Annotated in this window: 21 protein-coding genes; 16 read left to right on the forward strand and 5 right to left on the reverse strand. The window is 54.8% G+C overall.

Annotation, left to right across the window (positions count from 1 at the left end; genetic code table 11):
• The first annotated feature begins 164 nt into the window (after positions 1-164).
• The 7 genes from galP (at position 165) to ruvX (ending at position 5878) form a co-directional block, all read left to right on the forward strand.
• Positions 165-1559 (forward strand): galactose/proton symporter, encoded by a 1395-nt coding sequence (galP, locus tag QQZ17_RS09910; protein WP_046497268.1) that lies wholly within the window; start codon positions 165-167, stop codon positions 1557-1559.
• 78 nt (positions 1560-1637) lie between these two features.
• Complete coding sequence (locus tag QQZ17_RS09915; RefSeq protein WP_152405988.1) at positions 1638-2138, forward strand: SprT family zinc-dependent metalloprotease; 501 nt, start codon at positions 1638-1640, stop codon at positions 2136-2138.
• Positions 2139-2229: 91 nt separating this feature from the next.
• The gene (gene endA, locus QQZ17_RS09920) at positions 2230-2937 is read left to right on the forward strand and encodes a deoxyribonuclease I (RefSeq protein ID WP_152406398.1); all 708 of its coding nucleotides are present in this window, start codon (positions 2230-2232) and stop codon (positions 2935-2937) included.
• A gap of 79 nt (positions 2938-3016) precedes the next feature.
• Positions 3017-3748: a 16S rRNA (uracil(1498)-N(3))-methyltransferase gene (gene rsmE / locus QQZ17_RS09925; RefSeq protein ID WP_152405989.1), complete on the forward strand. Its 732-nt coding sequence runs from the start codon at positions 3017-3019 to the stop codon at positions 3746-3748.
• 12 nt (positions 3749-3760) lie between these two features.
• The gene (gene gshB, locus QQZ17_RS09930) at positions 3761-4708 is read left to right on the forward strand and encodes a glutathione synthase (RefSeq protein WP_152405990.1); all 948 of its coding nucleotides are present in this window, start codon (positions 3761-3763) and stop codon (positions 4706-4708) included.
• Between the two features lie 190 nt (positions 4709-4898).
• A complete protein-coding gene (locus QQZ17_RS09935) occupies positions 4899-5462 on the forward strand; it encodes a YqgE/AlgH family protein (RefSeq protein ID WP_152405991.1) in 564 nt (187 codons plus the stop codon).
• Positions 5462-5878, forward strand: a complete 417-nt coding sequence (gene ruvX, locus QQZ17_RS09940; RefSeq protein ID WP_042998058.1) for a Holliday junction resolvase RuvX — start codon at positions 5462-5464, stop codon at positions 5876-5878. The genes QQZ17_RS09935 and ruvX overlap by 1 nt, the downstream gene beginning before the upstream one ends.
• Before the next feature lie 13 nt (positions 5879-5891).
• Here ruvX and QQZ17_RS09945 read toward each other — a convergent pair whose 3' ends face one another.
• Positions 5892-6872 (reverse strand): type IV pilus twitching motility protein PilT, encoded by a 981-nt coding sequence (locus QQZ17_RS09945; protein ID WP_152405992.1) that lies wholly within the window; start codon positions 6870-6872, stop codon positions 5892-5894.
• A gap of 17 nt (positions 6873-6889) precedes the next feature.
• Here QQZ17_RS09945 and QQZ17_RS09950 point away from each other — a divergent pair, with 17 nt between their 5' ends.
• The 5 genes from QQZ17_RS09950 to hemW are packed head-to-tail and all read left to right on the forward strand — an operon-like array spanning position 6890 to position 10196.
• Positions 6890-7594 carry a YggS family pyridoxal phosphate-dependent enzyme gene (locus tag QQZ17_RS09950; protein WP_152405993.1) on the forward strand — a complete coding sequence of 235 codons (705 nt, stop codon included), beginning with the start codon at positions 6890-6892 and terminating at the stop codon, positions 7592-7594.
• 18 nt (positions 7595-7612) lie between these two features.
• Positions 7613-8179: a YggT family protein gene (locus QQZ17_RS09955; RefSeq protein ID WP_046497238.1), complete on the forward strand. Its 567-nt coding sequence runs from the start codon at positions 7613-7615 to the stop codon at positions 8177-8179.
• Positions 8176-8466, forward strand: coding sequence for a DUF167 family protein YggU (gene yggU / locus QQZ17_RS09960; protein WP_152405994.1), 291 nt, complete (start codon positions 8176-8178; stop codon positions 8464-8466). Before QQZ17_RS09955 ends, yggU begins: the two co-directional genes overlap by 4 nt.
• Positions 8467-8473: 7 nt before the next feature.
• Positions 8474-9067: an XTP/dITP diphosphatase gene (locus QQZ17_RS09965; RefSeq protein ID WP_152405995.1), complete on the forward strand. Its 594-nt coding sequence runs from the start codon at positions 8474-8476 to the stop codon at positions 9065-9067.
• Complete coding sequence (gene hemW, locus QQZ17_RS09970) at positions 9060-10196, forward strand: radical SAM family heme chaperone HemW (protein WP_152405996.1); 1137 nt, start codon at positions 9060-9062, stop codon at positions 10194-10196. The genes QQZ17_RS09965 and hemW overlap by 8 nt, the downstream gene beginning before the upstream one ends.
• Before the next feature lie 39 nt (positions 10197-10235).
• Here the strand turns inward: hemW and ansB are convergent, their stop codons facing one another.
• From ansB to trmB, 4 genes are all read right to left on the reverse strand, one after another.
• Positions 10236-11282 (reverse strand): L-asparaginase 2, encoded by a 1047-nt coding sequence (gene ansB / locus QQZ17_RS09975; protein ID WP_152405997.1) that lies wholly within the window; start codon positions 11280-11282, stop codon positions 10236-10238.
• A gap of 189 nt (positions 11283-11471) precedes the next feature.
• Positions 11472-12191, reverse strand: coding sequence for a DUF2884 domain-containing protein (locus tag QQZ17_RS09980; protein WP_152405998.1), 720 nt, complete (start codon positions 12189-12191; stop codon positions 11472-11474).
• Between the two features lie 52 nt (positions 12192-12243).
• Complete coding sequence (locus tag QQZ17_RS09985; RefSeq protein ID WP_152405999.1) at positions 12244-12570, reverse strand: YggL family protein; 327 nt, start codon at positions 12568-12570, stop codon at positions 12244-12246.
• Complete coding sequence (gene trmB / locus QQZ17_RS09990) at positions 12570-13289, reverse strand: tRNA (guanosine(46)-N7)-methyltransferase TrmB (RefSeq protein ID WP_152406000.1); 720 nt, start codon at positions 13287-13289, stop codon at positions 12570-12572. The genes QQZ17_RS09985 and trmB overlap by 1 nt, the downstream gene beginning before the upstream one ends.
• A 162-nt stretch (positions 13290-13451) precedes the next feature.
• On the opposite strand from trmB, the gene mutY reads away from it, so the two are divergent.
• From mutY to QQZ17_RS10010, 4 genes are all read left to right on the forward strand, one after another.
• The gene (gene mutY, locus QQZ17_RS09995) at positions 13452-14504 is read left to right on the forward strand and encodes an A/G-specific adenine glycosylase (protein WP_152406001.1); all 1053 of its coding nucleotides are present in this window, start codon (positions 13452-13454) and stop codon (positions 14502-14504) included.
• Positions 14505-14531: 27 nt separating this feature from the next.
• A complete protein-coding gene (locus tag QQZ17_RS10000; RefSeq protein ID WP_152406002.1) occupies positions 14532-14804 on the forward strand; it encodes an oxidative damage protection protein in 273 nt (90 codons plus the stop codon).
• Between the two features lie 179 nt (positions 14805-14983).
• Entirely contained in the window at positions 14984-16066 is a 1083-nt protein-coding gene (gene mltC, locus QQZ17_RS10005) for a membrane-bound lytic murein transglycosylase MltC (protein WP_152406399.1), read from the forward strand.
• A 216-nt stretch (positions 16067-16282) separates the two neighbouring features.
• Positions 16283-17539, forward strand: coding sequence for a nucleoside permease (locus QQZ17_RS10010; protein ID WP_046497197.1), 1257 nt, complete (start codon positions 16283-16285; stop codon positions 17537-17539).
• The last annotated feature ends 73 nt before the right edge of the window (positions 17540-17612 follow it).

The following is a 17612-nucleotide window of genomic DNA, read 5'->3' on the forward strand; positions in this document are numbered from 1 at the left end:
TCCAATATCAATCAAATTAATCTATAATTTTCAAATCGTTAAATAATGTCTTAATAAGGAACTAGTGTAAGCGATTACACTTACGTGATAACAATCACATATTTTTGCGATGTACTCCCCTACCCTAATTATCAACAAAACTGATAACCCAACCGGAGGGCATAATGCCTGACAATAAAAAACAGGGGCGTTCCAATAAGGCGATGACTTTTTTTGTCTGCTTTCTTGCAGCCCTGGCAGGATTACTTTTTGGCCTGGATATCGGCGTTATCGCTGGCGCATTACCGTTTATCACGGATGAATTCCAGATATCTGCCCACACCCAGGAGTGGGTCGTTAGCTCCATGATGTTCGGCGCAGCGGTCGGTGCCGTCGGCAGCGGCTGGCTCTCCTTCAGGCTCGGGCGCAAGAAAAGCCTGATGATCGGCGCGATTTTGTTTGTCGCCGGGTCCCTGTTCTCCGCTGCGGCGCCGAATGTTGAAGTGCTGATCCTCTCCCGCGTACTGTTGGGGCTGGCCGTCGGCGTGGCCTCCTACACCGCCCCGCTGTACCTGTCTGAGATCGCGCCGGAAAAAATTCGCGGCAGCATGATCTCCATGTACCAGTTGATGATCACTATCGGGATCCTCGGCGCCTATCTGTCGGATACCGCCTTCAGCTACAGCGGCGCATGGCGCTGGATGCTGGGCGTGATTATCATCCCGGCGATTTTGCTGCTGATCGGCGTCTTCTTCCTGCCGGACAGCCCGCGCTGGTTTGCCGCGAAACGTCGCTTTGTCGATGCCGAACGCGTACTGCTGCGTCTGCGTGATACCAGCGCGGAAGCCAAACGCGAGTTAGATGAGATCCGCGAAAGCCTGCAGGTGAAACAAAGCGGTTGGGCGCTGTTCAAAGAGAACAGCAACTTCCGCCGCGCAGTGTTTCTTGGCGTGCTGTTGCAGGTAATGCAGCAGTTCACCGGGATGAACGTCATCATGTATTACGCGCCAAAAATCTTTGAAATGGCAGGTTACACCAATACGTCCGAGCAGATGTGGGGCACCGTGATTGTCGGTCTGACCAACGTGCTGGCCACCTTTATCGCGATTGGCCTGGTTGACCGCTGGGGTCGTAAACCGACGCTGACGCTGGGCTTCCTGGTGATGGCGGCCGGAATGGGGATCCTCGGGACGATGATGCATGTCGGCATCCACTCGCCGTCCGCGCAGTACTTCGCTATCGCGATGCTGCTGATGTTCATCATTGGTTTCGCCATGAGCGCCGGTCCGCTGATTTGGGTGCTGTGTTCTGAAATCCAGCCGCTGAAAGGCCGAGACTTCGGTATCACCTGCTCGACCGCCACCAACTGGATTGCCAACATGATTGTCGGCGCGACGTTCCTGACCATGCTGCAAAACCTCGGTAACGCGAATACCTTCTGGGTTTACGCGGGTCTGAATGTGCTGTTTATCCTGCTGACGCTGTGGCTGGTTCCGGAAACCAAACACGTCTCGCTGGAACACATCGAACGTAACCTGATGAAAGGTCGTAAGCTGCGTGAAATCGGCGCGCACGATTAATCCGCCTTTTGCGTCCTCCCCCGCGGGAGGGCGCCTTCCTCTTGCAGTCCCGTCTCTGTCGCACTATTCTCTGCCGTTATGAAAACCGCCCGTCTCCCTATCGCCGTCCAGCAAGCCGTTATGCGCAGCCTGCGGGAAAATCTCGCTCAGGCTAACCTGAAGCTTGGACGCAACTATCCCGAACCAAAGCTGGTGTATCAGCAACGTGGCACCTCTGCCGGCACCGCCTGGCTGGAGAGTTACGAAATTCGCCTCAATCCGGTGCTATTGATGGAAAACGTCGAAGCGTTTATCAACGAAGTGGTGCCGCACGAACTGTCGCATTTACTGGTGTGGAAACGGTTTGGCCGGGTTGCGCCGCACGGTAAAGAGTGGAAGTGGATGATGGAAAGCGTGCTCGGCGTCCCCGCACGCCGCACGCACCAGTTCGAACTCGAATCGGTACGTCGCAATACCTTCCCTTACCGCTGCCAGTGTCAGGAGCATCAATTGACCATCCGTCGTCACAATCGCGTCGTGCGCGGCGAAGCCACCTACCGCTGCGTTCACTGCGGCGAACCGTTGGTGCCGCTTAAATAACCAGAACTATCAGGAACTTTCCTGATCTGGCTGATTGCATCACACATCAACTTTCGTTACGTTGCGGGCTCGTTTTGATACGGAGTTCATGATGTACCGTCATCTTTCTTTGGCTACCACCCTTTTTACGGTAGCCCTTTCAGGCCAGACGTTGGCCGCTGGCATTAACAGTTTTTCACAGGCAAAGACCGCAGGCGTCAAGGTCAACGCCGATGTCCCTGGCGACTTCTATTGCGGATGCAAAATCAACTGGCAGGGAAAAAAGGGGGTCGTTGATCTCGACTCCTGCGGCTATAAAGTGCGAAAGAACGAGAATCGCGCCAGCCGAATCGAATGGGAACACGTGGTTCCGGCATGGCAGTTTGGCCATCAGCGCCAGTGCTGGCAGGACGGTGGACGAAAAAACTGCGCCAAGGATCCGGTTTATCGCAAAATGGAAAGCGACATGCACAACCTACAACCCGCCGTGGGTGAGGTGAATGGCGATCGCGGTAACTTCATGTACAGCCAGTGGAACGGCGGCGAAGGTCAGTACGGGCAGTGCGCCATGAAGGTCGATTTCAAAGAAAAGATCGCCGAGCCGCCAGCCCGCGCGCGCGGCGCGATTGCGCGGACCTATTTTTATATGCGCGACCAGTACAACCTGACGCTTTCCCGCCAGCAAACCCAGCTTTTCAACGCCTGGAACAAGATGTACCCGGTCACCGACTGGGAATGTGAGCGCGACGACCGGATAGCGAAGATTCAGGGAAACCACAACCCTTACGTGCAACGCGCTTGCCAGGCGCAAAAGAGCTAACCTACACTAGCGGGATGATTGATTAACCCCTTACCCCGCGCGGCGAGCCTGCGTGGGGAGATGACGCGGATTTTTAACTATGCGCATTCCCCGCATTTATCACCCTGAGCCCATCACCGCCGGCAGCCAGATTTCCCTGTGCGAAGATGCCGCTAACCATATCGGACGCGTCCTGCGGATGGGACCGGGTCAGGAACTGCAACTGTTTGATGGCAGCAACCAGATTTTCGCTGCCGAAATCACCCACGCCAGCAAGAAAAGCGTGGACGTGAACGTGTTGAGTAGCGAGATTGACGATCGTGAATCACCGCTGCATATCCATCTTGGTCAGGTCATGTCGCGCGGCGAAAAGATGGAGTTCACTATCCAGAAATCGATCGAACTGGGTGTAAGCCTCATTACGCCACTTTTTTCTGAACGCTGCGGCGTTAAACTGGACAGTGAACGTCTGAACAAGAAGCTCCAGCAGTGGCAGAAAATTGCCATTGCCGCCTGCGAACAGTGTGGTCGCAACCGGGTACCGGAAATTCGTCCGGCCATGGATCTGGAAGCCTGGTGCGCGGAACAGGACGAAGGGCTGAAGTTGAACCTTCACCCTCGCGCCAGCGACAGCATTAACACATTGCCGCTGCCGGTTGAGCGTGTTCGTCTGTTGATTGGCCCGGAAGGCGGACTATCGGCAGAGGAAATTGCCATGACCGCACGCTATCAGTTTACTGATATCCTGTTAGGACCTCGCGTTCTGCGTACTGAGACAACTGCGCTCACCGCCATTACCGCGCTTCAGGTGCGATTTGGCGATCTGGGCTAACGGAGAAGAATAATGATCAAGCTCGGCATCGTGATGGACCCCATCGCAAGCATCAATATCAAGAAAGACTCCAGCTTCGCTATGCTGCTGGAAGCGCAACGTCGTGGTTACGAACTTCATTATATGGAGATGGCCGATCTTTATCTGATTAACGGTGAAGCCCGCGCCCGCACGCGTACTCTGAGCGTTGAGCAGAACTACGACAAATGGTATGAGTTTACCGGCGAACAGGATCTGCCGCTGGACGCTCTCGACGTCATTCTGATGCGTAAAGACCCGCCGTTTGATACCGAGTTTATCTACGCCACCTATATTCTGGAACGCGCGGAAGAGAAAGGAACGCTTATCGTCAACAAGCCGCAGAGCCTGCGCGACTGTAACGAAAAACTGTTCACCGCCTGGTTCTCTGACCTGACGCCGGAAACGCTGGTCACCCGCAACAAAGCGCAGTTGAAGGCGTTCTGGCAAAAGCACAATGATATTATTCTCAAGCCGCTGGACGGTATGGGCGGCGCGTCGATCTTCCGCGTTAAAGAAGGCGATCCGAACCTCGGCGTGATTACGGAAACCCTGACCGAGCATGGCACCCGCTACTGTATGGCGCAGAACTATCTGCCGGCGATTAAAGATGGCGACAAGCGCGTGCTGGTCGTTGATGGCGAACCGGTTCCGTACTGCCTGGCGCGTATTCCGCAGGGTGGCGAAACCCGTGGCAACCTGGCCGCTGGCGGCCGTGGCGAACCGCGTCCGTTAACCGACAGCGACTGGGAAATCGCTCGCCGTATCGGGCCAACGCTGAAAGCGAAAGGGCTGATTTTTGTCGGTCTGGACATCATTGGCGATCGTCTGACCGAGATTAACGTCACCAGCCCGACCTGCATCCGTGAGATTGAAGCCGAATTCCCTGTCTCCATCACCGGGATGCTGATGGACGCTTTCGAAGCACGTTTGCAGAAATAAGTCATTTGCTGGATGACAACATCCAGCATGCCGTTGTAGGCCTGATAAGCGCAGCGCCATCAGGCATTAAGACACCGATGCCGGATGGCGACGCGAACGTCTTATCCGGCCTACGGTAGTGACATCCGTGCGCTTTACCCACATACTGACCCCTGTTGCTTTTTTGAACCAGGAAACAGAACCTCTGACAATGAATTTACAGCATCACTTTCTTATTGCCATGCCTGCTCTCCAGGATCCGATTTTCCGCCGTTCAGTAGTGTACATTTGCGAACATAACGAAGATGGCGCAATGGGGATTATTGTGAATAAGCCTCTGGAAAATCTTCAGATTGAAGGGATTCTGGAAAAACTGAAAATCGCGCCGGAACCGCGCGATCCGGCGATCCGTCTGGATAAAGCAGTGATGCTTGGCGGCCCGTTAGCGGAAGATCGCGGGTTTATCCTGCACACGCCGCCGTCGCGCTTTGCCTCCAGTATTCGCATCTCGGATAACACCGTGATCACCACGTCACGCGACGTGCTCGAAACCTTAGGCACGGGCGAACAGCCTGCCGACGTGCTGGTCGCACTCGGCTACTCCTCCTGGGAGAAAGGCCAGCTTGAACAAGAACTGCTGGATAACGCCTGGCTGACCGCCCCTGCCGATCTCAATATCCTGTTCAAAACACCGATTGCCGATCGCTGGCGTGACGCTGCCCGGCTGATTGGCATCGACATCCTGACGATGCCCGGCGTGGCAGGGCATGCCTGATGAGCGAAACATTACTGGCCTTTGATTTTGGCACTAAAAGTATCGGCGTGGCGATTGGTCAGCGGGTAACCGGCACGGCGCGCGCGCTGCCCGCGATTAAAGCGCAGGACGGTACGCCGGACTGGAACCTGATCGAACGTCTGCTCAAAGAGTGGCAGCCGGATGAAATCATTGTTGGTCTGCCACTGAATATGGACGGCACCGAGCAACCGCTCACCGCCCGCGCACGTAAATTCGCCAACCGCATTCACGGACGTTTCGGCGTCACGGTCACCTTGCACGATGAACGACTCAGCACCGTGGAAGCGCGCTCCGGCCTGTTCGAGCAGGGCGGCTATCGCGCGTTGAACAAAGGGAAGATCGACTCCGCCTCCGCCGTCATCATTCTCGAAAGTTACTTCGAGCAGGGCTACTGAAGCCACGCGTTTCTCAAAGCCTTCCCTGCGCCTGTCGCTGTTGCAGGCTCTGAGCAAAAGTCATCATCCCCACCTGCTGCCCGGTCTGAATGACGTGGGGCAACTGGTGGGACTTCCCTTCCCGAATCAAATTCCCCGCCGCCGGGGTGTTAATCAGCAGTTCAAATAGCGCAACGCGTCCCTCCTGCTTGTCGGACTCCAGTTTTTGCGACAGTACGGCGCGCAGGCTGCCTGCCAGTTGGCTGCGTACCGGGTCTTTTTCCTGCGCCGGGAAAGAGTCGATCAACCGCTCGATCGCCTGCGCGGCGCCACGCGTATGCAGTGTCGCCAGTACCAGATGCCCCGTTTCCGCCGCCGTCAGCGCCAGACGGATGGTTTCGCTGTCGCGTAACTCCCCCAGCAGGATAACGTCCGGATCTTCACGCAGCGCCGCACGCAACCCCGCGGCAAACGAGGCGCAATGTAATCCCACCTCACGCTGTTGAATCAGACAGCGCTGGCTGGTGTAGACATACTCGATGGGGTCTTCCAGCGTCAGAATGTGCCCATCGACATGCTGATTCAACCACGCCACCATCGCCGCCAGGGTGGTCGATTTCCCGCTGCCCGTTGCCCCCGTCACCAGAATTAAGCCGTTCTCGCTGCTGAGCAGTTCAGGCAGCACGGAGGGGGTCTCCAGCGTTTCCAGCGTCGGGCACTGTGTCGGCAGCAGTCGCAGCGCCAGCGACGTCCCCTGTCGCTGCTGAAATGCGCTGGCCCGCAACCGCAGGTTTCCCGCAAGCGAAACGGCGAAATCCAGTTGCCCATTTTGCTGTAACGTCGCCTGTTGCCCTTCATCCAGCCAGTCCGTCAGCAGTCCGGTAATGTCGGCTGCGGTGAAGGGCGCGCGTTCCATGTGCCCTCGTTTTCGCCAACGCGCAGGCCACGCATTGCTTAGGTGTAGATCCGAGACGTTATGCTTTACACTAAGGGCCACAATTTCTTCCATATTCATACACAGATCCTCGGAAAATGAACGATATCGCGCATAACCTGGCACAGGTCCGGGACAAAATCTCAGCCGCCGCATTGCGTTGCGGGCGTGCTTCAGAGGAAGTTACGCTACTTGCAGTGAGCAAAACCAAACCTGCGAGCGCCATCGAAGAAGCCATCGCTGCTGGTCAGCAGGCCTTTGGTGAGAATTACGTGCAGGAAGGGGTAGAGAAAATTCGCCACTTTCGCGAGAAAGGAATCGCAGGCCTGCAATGGCACTTTATTGGCCCGTTACAGTCCAACAAAAGCCGTCTGGTGGCTGAGCATTTTGACTGGTGTCATACCCTCGATCGCCTGCGCATTGCTACCCGCCTGAGCGAACAGCGTCCGGCAGAACTGGCACCGCTGAACGTGCTGATTCAAATCAACATCAGCGATGAGAACAGTAAGTCTGGCATTCCGCTGGAGGAACTGAATGCACTTGCCGCAGAGGTCGCCGAATTACCTCACCTTCGTCTGCGTGGTCTGATGGCGATCCCCGCCCCAGAGTCAGATTATGTAAGGCAGTTTGAAGTTGCCCGCCAAATGGCTGTAGCATTTGCCGGGCTGAAAACGCGCTATCCTGACGTCGATACCCTGTCGCTGGGTATGTCGGGCGATATGGAAGCCGCCATTGCGGCAGGTAGCACGATGGTACGTATCGGCACCGCCATTTTTGGTGCACGTGATTACACAAAAAATTAAGGAAATCTGAGGAACGCCATGAATACGTTGACCTTCTTGCTCTCAACGGTAATTGAGCTGTACACCATGGTGCTGTTATTGCGCGTGTGGATGCAATGGGCTCGCTGTGACTTTTACAATCCTTTCTCCCAGTTTGTGGTGAAAGTGACGCAACCGATTATTGGGCCGCTGCGCCGTATTATTCCCCCGATGGGACCGGTCGACAGCGCATCGCTGTTGGTTGCGTTTATCCTCAGCTTTATCAAAGCGATAGTGCTGTTTAAAGTGGTGACCTTCCTGCCGATCGTCTGGATCGCCGCCGTGCTGATCGTGCTCAAAACCATTGGCCTGCTGATCTTCTGGGTGCTGCTGGTGATGGCCATTATGAGCTGGGTAAGCCAGGGTCGTAGCCCGATTGAGTATGTGCTGATTCAACTGGCCGATCCGCTGCTGCGCCCGATTCGTCGTATTCTCCCGGGGATGGGCGGCATCGATTTCTCGCCAATGGTTCTCGTCCTGCTGTTGTATGTCATCAACATGGGGATTGGTGAGGTTCTGCAGGCAACCGGTAACATGTTGCTGCCGGGGCTGTGGATGGCGCTATGAGTGCGGTGACACGCTGTGATGATGGACTGGTCTTACGGCTCTATATTCAGCCGAAAGCCAGCCGCGACAGCATTGTTGGTTTACATGGCGACGAACTGAAAGTCGCCATTACCGCCCAGCCGGTGGACGGCCAGGCAAACAGTCATCTGGTGAAGTTTCTCGGCAAGCAGTTCCGCGTGGCAAAGAGCCAGGTTGTCATTGAAAAGGGCGAACTTGGCCGCCATAAACAGGTTAAAATCATTCATCCGCAACAGATCCCGCCAGAAGTCGCGGCGTTAACTGATTAGGTATCCTATGCAAAAAGTTGTCCTCGCAACCGGCAATGCCGGTAAAGTGCGTGAGCTCGCGTCGCTGCTCAGCGATTTCGGGCTTGATGTGGTGGCGCAAACCGATCTTGGCGTTGATTCTGCCGAAGAGACCGGGCTGACCTTTATTGAAAATGCGATCCTGAAAGCGCGTCACGCCGCGCAGATAACCGGGTTGCCAGCAATTGCCGACGACTCAGGTCTGGCCGTTGACGCGCTGGGCGGCGCGCCAGGCATCTACTCCGCGCGCTATGCCGGCGAAGACGCGACCGATCAACAGAACCTGGAAAAACTGTTGCTTACTCTGAAGGATGTACCGGACGATCGACGTCAGGCACGCTTTCACTGCGTGCTGGTCTATCTGCGTCACGCCGACGATCCTACGCCGCTGGTGTGCCACGGCAGTTGGCCGGGCACGATCGCCCATACGGCAGCAGGCAACGGCGGCTTTGGCTATGACCCTGTCTTCTTCGTGCCTTCAGAAGGCAAAACCGCCGCCGAACTGACGCGCGAAGAGAAAAGCGCGATCTCCCACCGTGGGCAGGCGCTGAAACTGCTGCTGGAAGCCTTACGTAATGGTTAAGTTGCCACCGCTGAGTCTCTACATTCACATCCCGTGGTGCGTGCAAAAATGCCCGTACTGTGATTTCAATTCGCATGCGTTAAAAGGTGAAGTCCCGCACGATGATTACGTCCGGCATCTGCTGAACGATCTCGACACGGACGTTGCGTATGCACAGGACCGTGAAGTAAAGACCATTTTTATCGGTGGCGGTACGCCGAGCCTGCTTTCTGGCCCGGCGATGCAAACGCTGCTGGATGGCGTGCGTGCGCGCCTGAATCTGGCAGCGGATGCGGAAATTACGATGGAAGCGAATCCGGGCACGGTCGAAGCCGATCGCTTTGTCGATTATCAGCATGCCGGGGTGAACCGAATCTCCATCGGTGTGCAGAGCTTTAGTGAACCGAAACTGAAGCGTCTGGGACGCATTCACGGTCCACAGGAAGCCTGTCGCGCGGCGAACCTCGCCAGCGGGTTAGGTCTGCGCAGCTTTAACCTCGACCTGATGCACGGCCTGCCGGATCAGTCGCTGGACGACGCGCTGGATGACCTGCGCCAGGCGATTGCGCTGGATCCGCCGCACCTCTCGTGGTATCAACTGACGATTGAACCAAACACGCTGTTTGGTTCTCGTCCACCGGTGTTACCCGATGATGATGCGCTGTGGGATATCTTCGAACAGGGCCACCAATTGTTAACCGCTGCCGGTTATCAGCAGTATGAAACCTCTGCCTATGCCAGGCCGGGCTACCAGTGTCAGCACAACCTGAACTACTGGCGCTTTGGTGATTATCTGGGCATTGGTTGCGGGGCACACGGTAAAGTCACGTTCCCCGATGGGCGTATTCTGCGCACCACCAAAACGCGCCATCCGCGCGGTTATATGCAGGGACGTTATCTCGAAAGCCAGCGCGACGTGGAGCAGGCTGATAAGCCGTTTGAATTCTTTATGAACCGCTTCCGTCTGCTGGAAGCCGCGCCGCGCGCAGAGTTTACGCTGTATACGGGGCTGTCTGAAGCGGTGATTCGTCAGCCGCTTGATGAGGCCATTGCCCAGGGATATCTGACGGAGTGCGAGACGTCCTGGCAAATCACCCAGCACGGCAAGCTGTTCTTAAACTCGCTGCTTGAGCTTTTTCTCGCCGAGTGATGCAAAAAATCAGGCCGGGCGATGACCCGGCCTGTGAGATTAATACTGATTAAACATTGTCTGGATCTGTTTCGGATCTTTGGTCTGGGTCAATGCCAGTTGCAGCAGTACGCGGGCCTTCTGCGGGTTCAGAGAACCTGAGGCAACGAAACCGTACTTCGCATCATCGATTTCAGCATCCTGAGTGGTTGAGCCGGTCGGTACGCGGGAAGAACGCACCACAACCGTCCCTTTATGCGCGGCGGTCGCCAGCGTATCGAAGACGGTTTTGTACAGGTTGCCGTTACCCACACCGGCGCTCACAATCCCATCATAACCCGCATCCACCAGCGCTTTTGCCGGAAGATCTGACGCATTCGCGTAGTTATAGATGATACCGACTTTCGGCAGCGCGTTCAGTTTAGAAACATCGAATGGCGTGGAGGTGGTGTGCTTACGCGCAGGCGTACGCTGGTAGTCGATTTTGCCGTTATGAATGTAGCCCAACGGTCCGTAGTTCACAGATTTAAAGGTGGCCACATCCGTCGTATTGGTCTTGGTCACGTCGCGACCGTCAAGCACGGTGTCGTTCATCACCACCAGCACACCGCGATTGGCAGAGGCTTTATCCGCCGCTGTTACCACGGCGTTATAAAGGTTGAACGGACCATCCGCGCTCATTCCGGTAGACGGGCGCATCGCGCCAACCAGCACCACCGGCTTGTTGCATTTAACGGTCAGGTCGAGGAAGTAAGCCGTCTCTTCCATCGTGTCTGTACCATGGGTAATCACGAAACCGTCGGTGCTGTCACACTCGGTATTGATTTTTTTCGCCAGGGTTAGCCAGACGTCGTCGTTCATATCCTGTGAACCAATATTGACGACCTGCTCGCCTTTAACGTTGGCAATATCCTTAAGCTGCGGTACGGCTCTGACCAGATTCTCTACGCCGACCTTACCCGCCGTATAGTTGGATTTGGTTGCAGAGTCACCGCCGCCGGCAATGGTCCCGCCGGTCGCTAAAATAGTAACGTTCGGTAAGGCGAGCGCAGCACCGCTGAAGCCCATCACCAGTGCAGCGAGTACCGTTTTCCTGAAAAACTCCATGTTATTTCTCCAGTTACGTGAATTTGCCGCATTATCCCAATGCCAGAGACGAATAATGTGATTTCATCCAATTAACCAGATAAATGTATCTGCCAGATTGTTAAATTTAGAGGTGGATATCAAAACGAAGCAGAAAGGCAAAAGAAAATGGCACAGAGACGATCTGTACCATTGTTTTATATAAAAAAATTATTTAAGGGTGCTGACCAGCGCCTTGCGGTTATCTTCCAGCGTCACCACGCGGCTGCACACGTCTTTACCGAACTGCTGGAAATCTTTTTCCTGATTCTTCCATTCGTCCTGAATCGCCGTCTGTAGTCCGCCGAGGCTGCCAAGCACGCCCTGCAGCGGATTACCGCCGCCTTTCAGGACGGCTTTCGCACCCATTTCGTTGATGCTGTCCTGTAAAATGCCGCCCATCGCCTGGTTCACCAACTGCTGACCATCAGCACGAACCTGATCGATAGCCTTGTAGTGGAAGGTCAAACCGTCGGTACGATGCTCGATAATCCGGTTCATCTGCGCTTTCAACTGGGCATCCAGTTTCGTCAGACGACCCCGCATGTTGCTGCTCTCGCCGACTTCTTTGGCAATAATTTTATCCAGTGCCGCGCGCCCTTTTTCGACACGATTTCTGGCACCTTCATCAATCCACGGCAGCGCGCTGCGCAGTTCAGCCTGGTAATCTTTCGCCTGCTCGCGCTGTGCGGCGCTCAGCGTGTATTGCTTACCGTTAAACATCACGTTGCCATCCGGCGTGATCACCAGGTTGCCGTTTTCACCCTTCACCTGCACCGTCTGTGGGCTCAGAATCACATCGTCACGCGGCGTGACGCTGCACTGGTAGTCTGCATGAGCGGTCATCGCCGTTACAGAAAGAGCTGCCGCCAGCAGCGTTTTGCGCATCATAACTTTCCCTCAAGACAAATCGGGCCAGCAAATGCTGGCCCCGTATGCGTTGTTAGTCCCACCAAACGTCGAAAAGTTCGCTGGTACGCACTTCTTCAAGTTTTTGCTCTTCCAGCCACTTACGCACAATCGCCTGATGCTCTTCAGTGCATTTGCCGATTTCCTGCATGCAGATCAGACCTTCCCAGGCCAGATAACCGCTGCCGTCAAAAGCCAGCTTGTTCGGTTCAATAACGTCATTGATAAAATCATCAACGGTTTTATCAACCTGCTCTTCAGATGTGCCTTCCGGAAAACGCCATGCCACCGAAAACCCTAATTCCTGGAATTCGTCGATGTGCATTTTTTTACGCAGACGACGGCTACGGTTCTTTGCCATTATTTCACCCTCTCGAACATTAAGTCCCATACGCCGTGGCCAAGACGATGGCCACGTTGTTCAAATTTGGTTACCGGGCGCGATGGTGGGCGCGGTACATAATCGTTACTCTCTGACAGGTTTTTATACCCGTCAATGGAGGACATCACTTCAAGCATGTGCTCTGCATAAGCTTCCCAGTCAGTCGCCATGTGGAACACGCCGCCCAGCTTCAGTTTGCTTTTGACCAACTCAGCAAACGGCACCTGAACGATACGGCGTTTATTATGACGCGCTTTGTGCCACGGGTCAGGGAAAAAGAGCTGAACCATCGTTAAAGAATTGTCAGGAATCATTTTATGCAGTACTTCGACCGCGTCATGACACATCACGCGCAGGTTCTCAACGCCCTCTTCATGGGCCGACGCCAGACAGGCGCCCACGCCCGGTGAATGAACTTCAATACCGAGGAAATTTTGCTCCGCACGCGCTTTCGCCATCGCCACCAGAGAAGCCCCCATACCGAAGCCAATCTCAAGCGTGACCGGCGCTTCACGGCCAAACAACGTCGCGAAATCCACAGGTTCTTCGCTGAACTCAACGCCCATCACCGGCCAGTAGTTTTCCAGCGCGTGTTCCTGCCCTTTGGTCAGTCGCCCCTGGCGACGAACAAAACTACGAATCCGGCGCAGTGGACGGCCGTTTTCATCAAATTCCGGTGAGATGACGTCGTTTTTCATAAAAGTTAAGTCTGCTTGTGATTAAGGTCTGAAAACGGGCATTATCCAAAGTTAGTTGCCGGATGCAAGTAAAGGAAGCGGTCACGCTGCGGAAAGTTCCGGTTTACAGCCTGTTGCCTCTGTGCTGCAATCTTGCCCCCAACAATAATGAATTCGGTGTCCATGCAAGCGTCTCAATTTTCAGCCCAGGTTCTGGACTGGTACGATAAATACGGGCGAAAAACCCTGCCCTGGCAAATTGATAAGACGCCTTACAAAGTATGGCTCTCAGAAGTGATGCTGCAACAGACTCAGGTTACGACGGTTATCCCTTATTTTGAACGGTTTATGGCCCATTTCCCGACGGTGACCGATCTTGCCAACGCGCCGCTGGATGAAGTGCTCCACCTGTGGACGGGGCTCGGCTACTACGCCCGGGCGCGCAACCTGCACAAAGCGGCGCAACAGGTTGCCACACTGCATAAGGGCGTTTTCCCGGAAACCTTTGAAGAGGTGGCGGCGCTCCCCGGCGTCGGACGTTCAACCGCAGGCGCCGTGCTGTCGCTCTCGCTGGGTAAACCTTTTCCGATTCTTGACGGCAACGTTAAGCGCGTGCTGGCGCGCTGCTATGCTGTTAGCGGCTGGCCAGGCAAAAAAGAGGTTGAGAAAACGCTCTGGGATCTGAGCGAACAGGTAACGCCGGTGAAGGGCGTGGAACGTTTTAACCAGGCGATGATGGATTTAGGCGCGATGGTGTGCACGCGCTCAAAACCGAAATGCTCGCTGTGCCCGTTGCAGAACGGCTGTATCGCCTATGCGAACGACAGCTGGTCGCACTATCCCGGCAAGAAGCCAAAGCAGACGCTGCCAGAGCGGACAAGTTATTTTCTGCTGTTGCAACATCAGGATGACATCCTGCTGGCACAGCGCCCGCCGAGCGGACTATGGGGTGGCTTATTCTGTTTCCCGCAGTTTGCCAGTGAAGAGGAATTACGGGAATGGCTGGCACAACGGCATGTTAACGCTGATAATTTGACCCAACTTAACGCGTTTCGCCATACCTTCAGCCATTTCCATCTGGATATTGTGCCTATGTGGCTTACTGTGTCCTCATGCGGTTCATGCATGGATGAAGGCAACGCGCTCTGGTATAACTTAGCGCAACCGCCATCCGTTGGCCTGGCGGCTCCGGTGGAGCGTTTATTACAGCAGTTACGTACCGGTGCCCCCGTTTAACGCACCGGACGATGAAGAGGATGAGTTATGAGCAGAACGATTTTTTGCACTTTCCTGCAGCGTGAAGCAGAAGGACAGGATTTTCAGCTGTACCCGGGCGAACTGGGAAAACGCATTTATAACGAGATTTCAAAAGAAGCATGGGCGCAGTGGCAGCACAAGCAGACCATGCTGATCAACGAAAAGAAACTCAGTATGATGAACGTCGAGCACCGCAAACTGCTGGAACAGGAGATGATCAACTTCCTGTTTGAAGGTAAAGACGTGCATATCGAAGGTTATACGCCGGAAGGTAAATAACGCCTATAGCGCTAATTTTCCAGGCCCGATAAGCGCAGCGCCATCGGGCAATGCAAAGAAGCCGGAGGCGGCGTAAACAGCCTTGTCCGGCCTACGCGGGCACGATTCGTAGGTCGCTCAATGATGACGCTATCCGGTAAAATGGCACAACGACAAACACAACACGCACTCCCGGAATGATGAAAAAATTTCTCGCGCTTGCCGTTATTGCGCCGTTGCTCATCTCCTGTTCCAGCTCGACCAAAAAAGGCGATTCTTATAACGAAGCCTGGGTCAAGGATACCAACGGTTTTGACATTCTCATGGGGCAGTTTGCCCACAACATTGAGAATCTGTGGGGTTATCAGGAAGTGCTGATCGCCGGTCCGAAGGACTACGTGAAGTACACCGATCAATATCAGACCCGCAGCCATATCAACTTTGACGACGGGACCATAACCGTTGAGACCATCGCCGGGACGGAGCCTGCGGCGCATTTACGTCGCGCCATTATTAAAACGCTGCTGATGGGTGACGATCCCACCTCTGTCGACCTCTACTCTGACGTCGATGACATTCAGATCTCCAGAGAACCGTTCTTGTACGGTCAGGTGCTCGATCACACGGGACAACCCATCCGCTGGGAAGGCCGGGCCACGAACTTCGCCGATTACCTGCTGCAAACGCGGATGAAAAGCCGCAGCAACGGGATCCGTATGATTTTCAGCGTGACGATTAACCTGGTGCCGAACCACCTGGATAAACGTGCGCATAAGTACCTCGGCATGGTGCGCAAGGCGTCCCATAAATATGGCATTGATGAGTCGCTGATTCTGGCGATTATGCAGACGGAGTCGTCCTTCAACCCGTACGCCGTGAGCCGTTCCGATGCGCTGGGTCTGATGCAGGTGGTTCAGCATACCGCCGGGAAAGACGTTTATCGCTCGCAGGGCCGCTCCGGTACGCCGAGCCGCAGTGAACTGTTCGATCCGGCCAGCAATATTGATACCGGCACCGCATATCTGGCGATGCTCAATAATGTCTATCTGGGCGGAATCGATAATCCCACCTCGCGACGCTATGCGGTAATCACCGCCTACAACGGCGGGGCGGGCAGCGTACTGCGCGTCTTCTCCAGTGATAAAGTGCAGGCCGCGACGATCATCAACAGCATGACGCCAGGGGATGTGTACCAGACGTTAACCACGCGTCATCCCTCTTCTGAATCGCGCCGCTACCTGTATAAAGTCAATTCCGCGCAAAAAACCTATCGGCGGAACTGATTCCCCTCTTCCCCCGCTCCCGATAAAACGGTGAGCGGGTGAGTCAAGAAATCGTGACGACCATCACCCTTTAGCATTGCAAAAGGGAATTGTTTTGCAATTATTTGTCACAGGTAACAAAAAATCGCCCACAGTCATTGATAGAATCACATCATACAGCAACGGCATTTGTGCCAATCGAAACATCCATTCGCCTTATGGTGTGAGGAAATTAACATGAATCTTAAGCTGCAGCTGAAAATACTCTCTTTTCTGCAGTTCTGCCTGTGGGGAAGTTGGCTGACAACCCTCGGATCCTATATGTTTGTCACCCTCAAATTTGACGGTGCTTCTATTGGTGCAGTCTACAGTTCACTGGGGATCGCGGCGGTTCTGATGCCGACGCTTTTGGGTATTGTGGCGGACAAGTGGCTCAGTGCAAAATGGGTCTACGCCATCTGTCACGTGGTGGGCGCGATAACGCTGTTCATCGCCGCCGAAGTCACCACGCCGGGAGCGATGTTCTTCGTCATCCTGCTTAACTCGCTGGCGTATATGCCAACGCTTGGGCTTATCAACACCATTTCCTATTATCGCTTGCAGAACGCAGGCATGGACATTATCACCGACTTCCCGCCGATTCGTATCTGGGGCACCATCGGTTTTATCGTCGCCATGTGGGCCGTGAGTTTCTCCGGCTTCGAACTGAGCCATATGCAACTGTATATTGGCGCCGCGCTCTCTGTGGTACTGGTGCTGTTTACGTTGACCCTGCCGCACATCCCGGTGGCGAATCAGCAGAAGAATCAAAGCTGGACCTCAATGCTGGGTCTGGATGCTTTCGCGCTGTTTAAGAACAAGCGCATGGCGATCTTCTTCATCTTCTCGATGATGCTCGGCGCAGAACTGCAAATTACCAACATGTTCGGGAACACCTTCCTGCACAGCTTCGATAACAACCCGCTGTTCTCTGGAAGCTTTATCGTTGAGCACGCGTCGGTGATGATGTCGATCTCGCAGATCTCCGAAACGCTGTTCATCCTGACCATTCCGTTCTTCCTGAGCCGTTACGGTATCAAGAACGTGATGCTGATCAGTATCGTAGCGTGGATGTTGCGCTTCGGCCTGTTCGCCTACGGTGACCCGAGCCCGTTTGGTACCGTACTGCTGGTTCTGTCGATGATTGTCTATGGCTGCGCCTTCGACTTCTTCAACATCTCCGGTTCGGTGTTCGTTGAGAAAGAAGTTCGCCCCGAAATTCGCGCCAGTGCGCAGGGCATGTTCCTGATGATGACCAACGGCTTCGGCTGTATCCTCGGCGGCGTGGTGAGCGGGAAAGTGGTGGAGTATTACACTCTGAACGGCATTACCGACTGGCAAACCGTGTGGCTGATTTTTGCCGGCTACTCGCTGGTTCTGGCCTTTGCCTTCGTGGCGCTGTTTAAGTACAAACACGTTCGCGTACCGACCGGCACGCAGACCGTCGCACATTAATCTCTCTGCCGGATGGCGACGCTTTCGCGTCTTATCCGGCCTACAGCGAATACCAGGCCGGATAAGCGCAAAC

The sequence above is a fragment of the Citrobacter sp. T1.2D-1 genome (assembly GCF_950098555.1).
GTDB lineage: Bacteria > Pseudomonadota > Gammaproteobacteria > Enterobacterales > Enterobacteriaceae > Citrobacter_A > Citrobacter_A telavivensis.

Coding starts and splice junctions, on each gene's coding strand:
- gshB (WP_152405990.1), top strand. CDS start 3,761: ATGATCAAGCTCGGCATCGTGATGGACCCCATCGCAAGCATCAATATC.
- mltC (WP_152406399.1), top strand. CDS start 14,984: ATGAAAAAATTTCTCGCGCTTGCCGTTATTGCGCCGTTGCTCATCTCC.
- QQZ17_RS09935 (WP_152405991.1), top strand. CDS start 4,899: ATGAATTTACAGCATCACTTTCTTATTGCCATGCCTGCTCTCCAGGAT.
- trmB (WP_152406000.1), bottom strand. CDS start 13,289: ATGAAAAACGACGTCATCTCACCGGAATTTGATGAAAACGGCCGTCCA.
- mutY (WP_152406001.1), top strand. CDS start 13,452: ATGCAAGCGTCTCAATTTTCAGCCCAGGTTCTGGACTGGTACGATAAA.
- QQZ17_RS09955 (WP_046497238.1), top strand. CDS start 7,613: ATGAATACGTTGACCTTCTTGCTCTCAACGGTAATTGAGCTGTACACC.
- QQZ17_RS09980 (WP_152405998.1), bottom strand. CDS start 12,191: ATGATGCGCAAAACGCTGCTGGCGGCAGCTCTTTCTGTAACGGCGATG.
- QQZ17_RS09950 (WP_152405993.1), top strand. CDS start 6,890: ATGAACGATATCGCGCATAACCTGGCACAGGTCCGGGACAAAATCTCA.
- endA (WP_152406398.1), top strand. CDS start 2,230: ATGTACCGTCATCTTTCTTTGGCTACCACCCTTTTTACGGTAGCCCTT.
- QQZ17_RS09985 (WP_152405999.1), bottom strand. CDS start 12,570: ATGGCAAAGAACCGTAGCCGTCGTCTGCGTAAAAAAATGCACATCGAC.
- ansB (WP_152405997.1), bottom strand. CDS start 11,282: ATGGAGTTTTTCAGGAAAACGGTACTCGCTGCACTGGTGATGGGCTTC.
- rsmE (WP_152405989.1), top strand. CDS start 3,017: ATGCGCATTCCCCGCATTTATCACCCTGAGCCCATCACCGCCGGCAGC.
- QQZ17_RS10010 (WP_046497197.1), top strand. CDS start 16,283: ATGAATCTTAAGCTGCAGCTGAAAATACTCTCTTTTCTGCAGTTCTGC.
- QQZ17_RS09965 (WP_152405995.1), top strand. CDS start 8,474: ATGCAAAAAGTTGTCCTCGCAACCGGCAATGCCGGTAAAGTGCGTGAG.
- ruvX (WP_042998058.1), top strand. CDS start 5,462: ATGAGCGAAACATTACTGGCCTTTGATTTTGGCACTAAAAGTATCGGC.
- hemW (WP_152405996.1), top strand. CDS start 9,060: ATGGTTAAGTTGCCACCGCTGAGTCTCTACATTCACATCCCGTGGTGC.
- QQZ17_RS09945 (WP_152405992.1), bottom strand. CDS start 6,872: ATGAATATGGAAGAAATTGTGGCCCTTAGTGTAAAGCATAACGTCTCG.
- yggU (WP_152405994.1), top strand. CDS start 8,176: ATGAGTGCGGTGACACGCTGTGATGATGGACTGGTCTTACGGCTCTAT.
- galP (WP_046497268.1), top strand. CDS start 165: ATGCCTGACAATAAAAAACAGGGGCGTTCCAATAAGGCGATGACTTTT.
- QQZ17_RS09915 (WP_152405988.1), top strand. CDS start 1,638: ATGAAAACCGCCCGTCTCCCTATCGCCGTCCAGCAAGCCGTTATGCGC.
- QQZ17_RS10000 (WP_152406002.1), top strand. CDS start 14,532: ATGAGCAGAACGATTTTTTGCACTTTCCTGCAGCGTGAAGCAGAAGGA.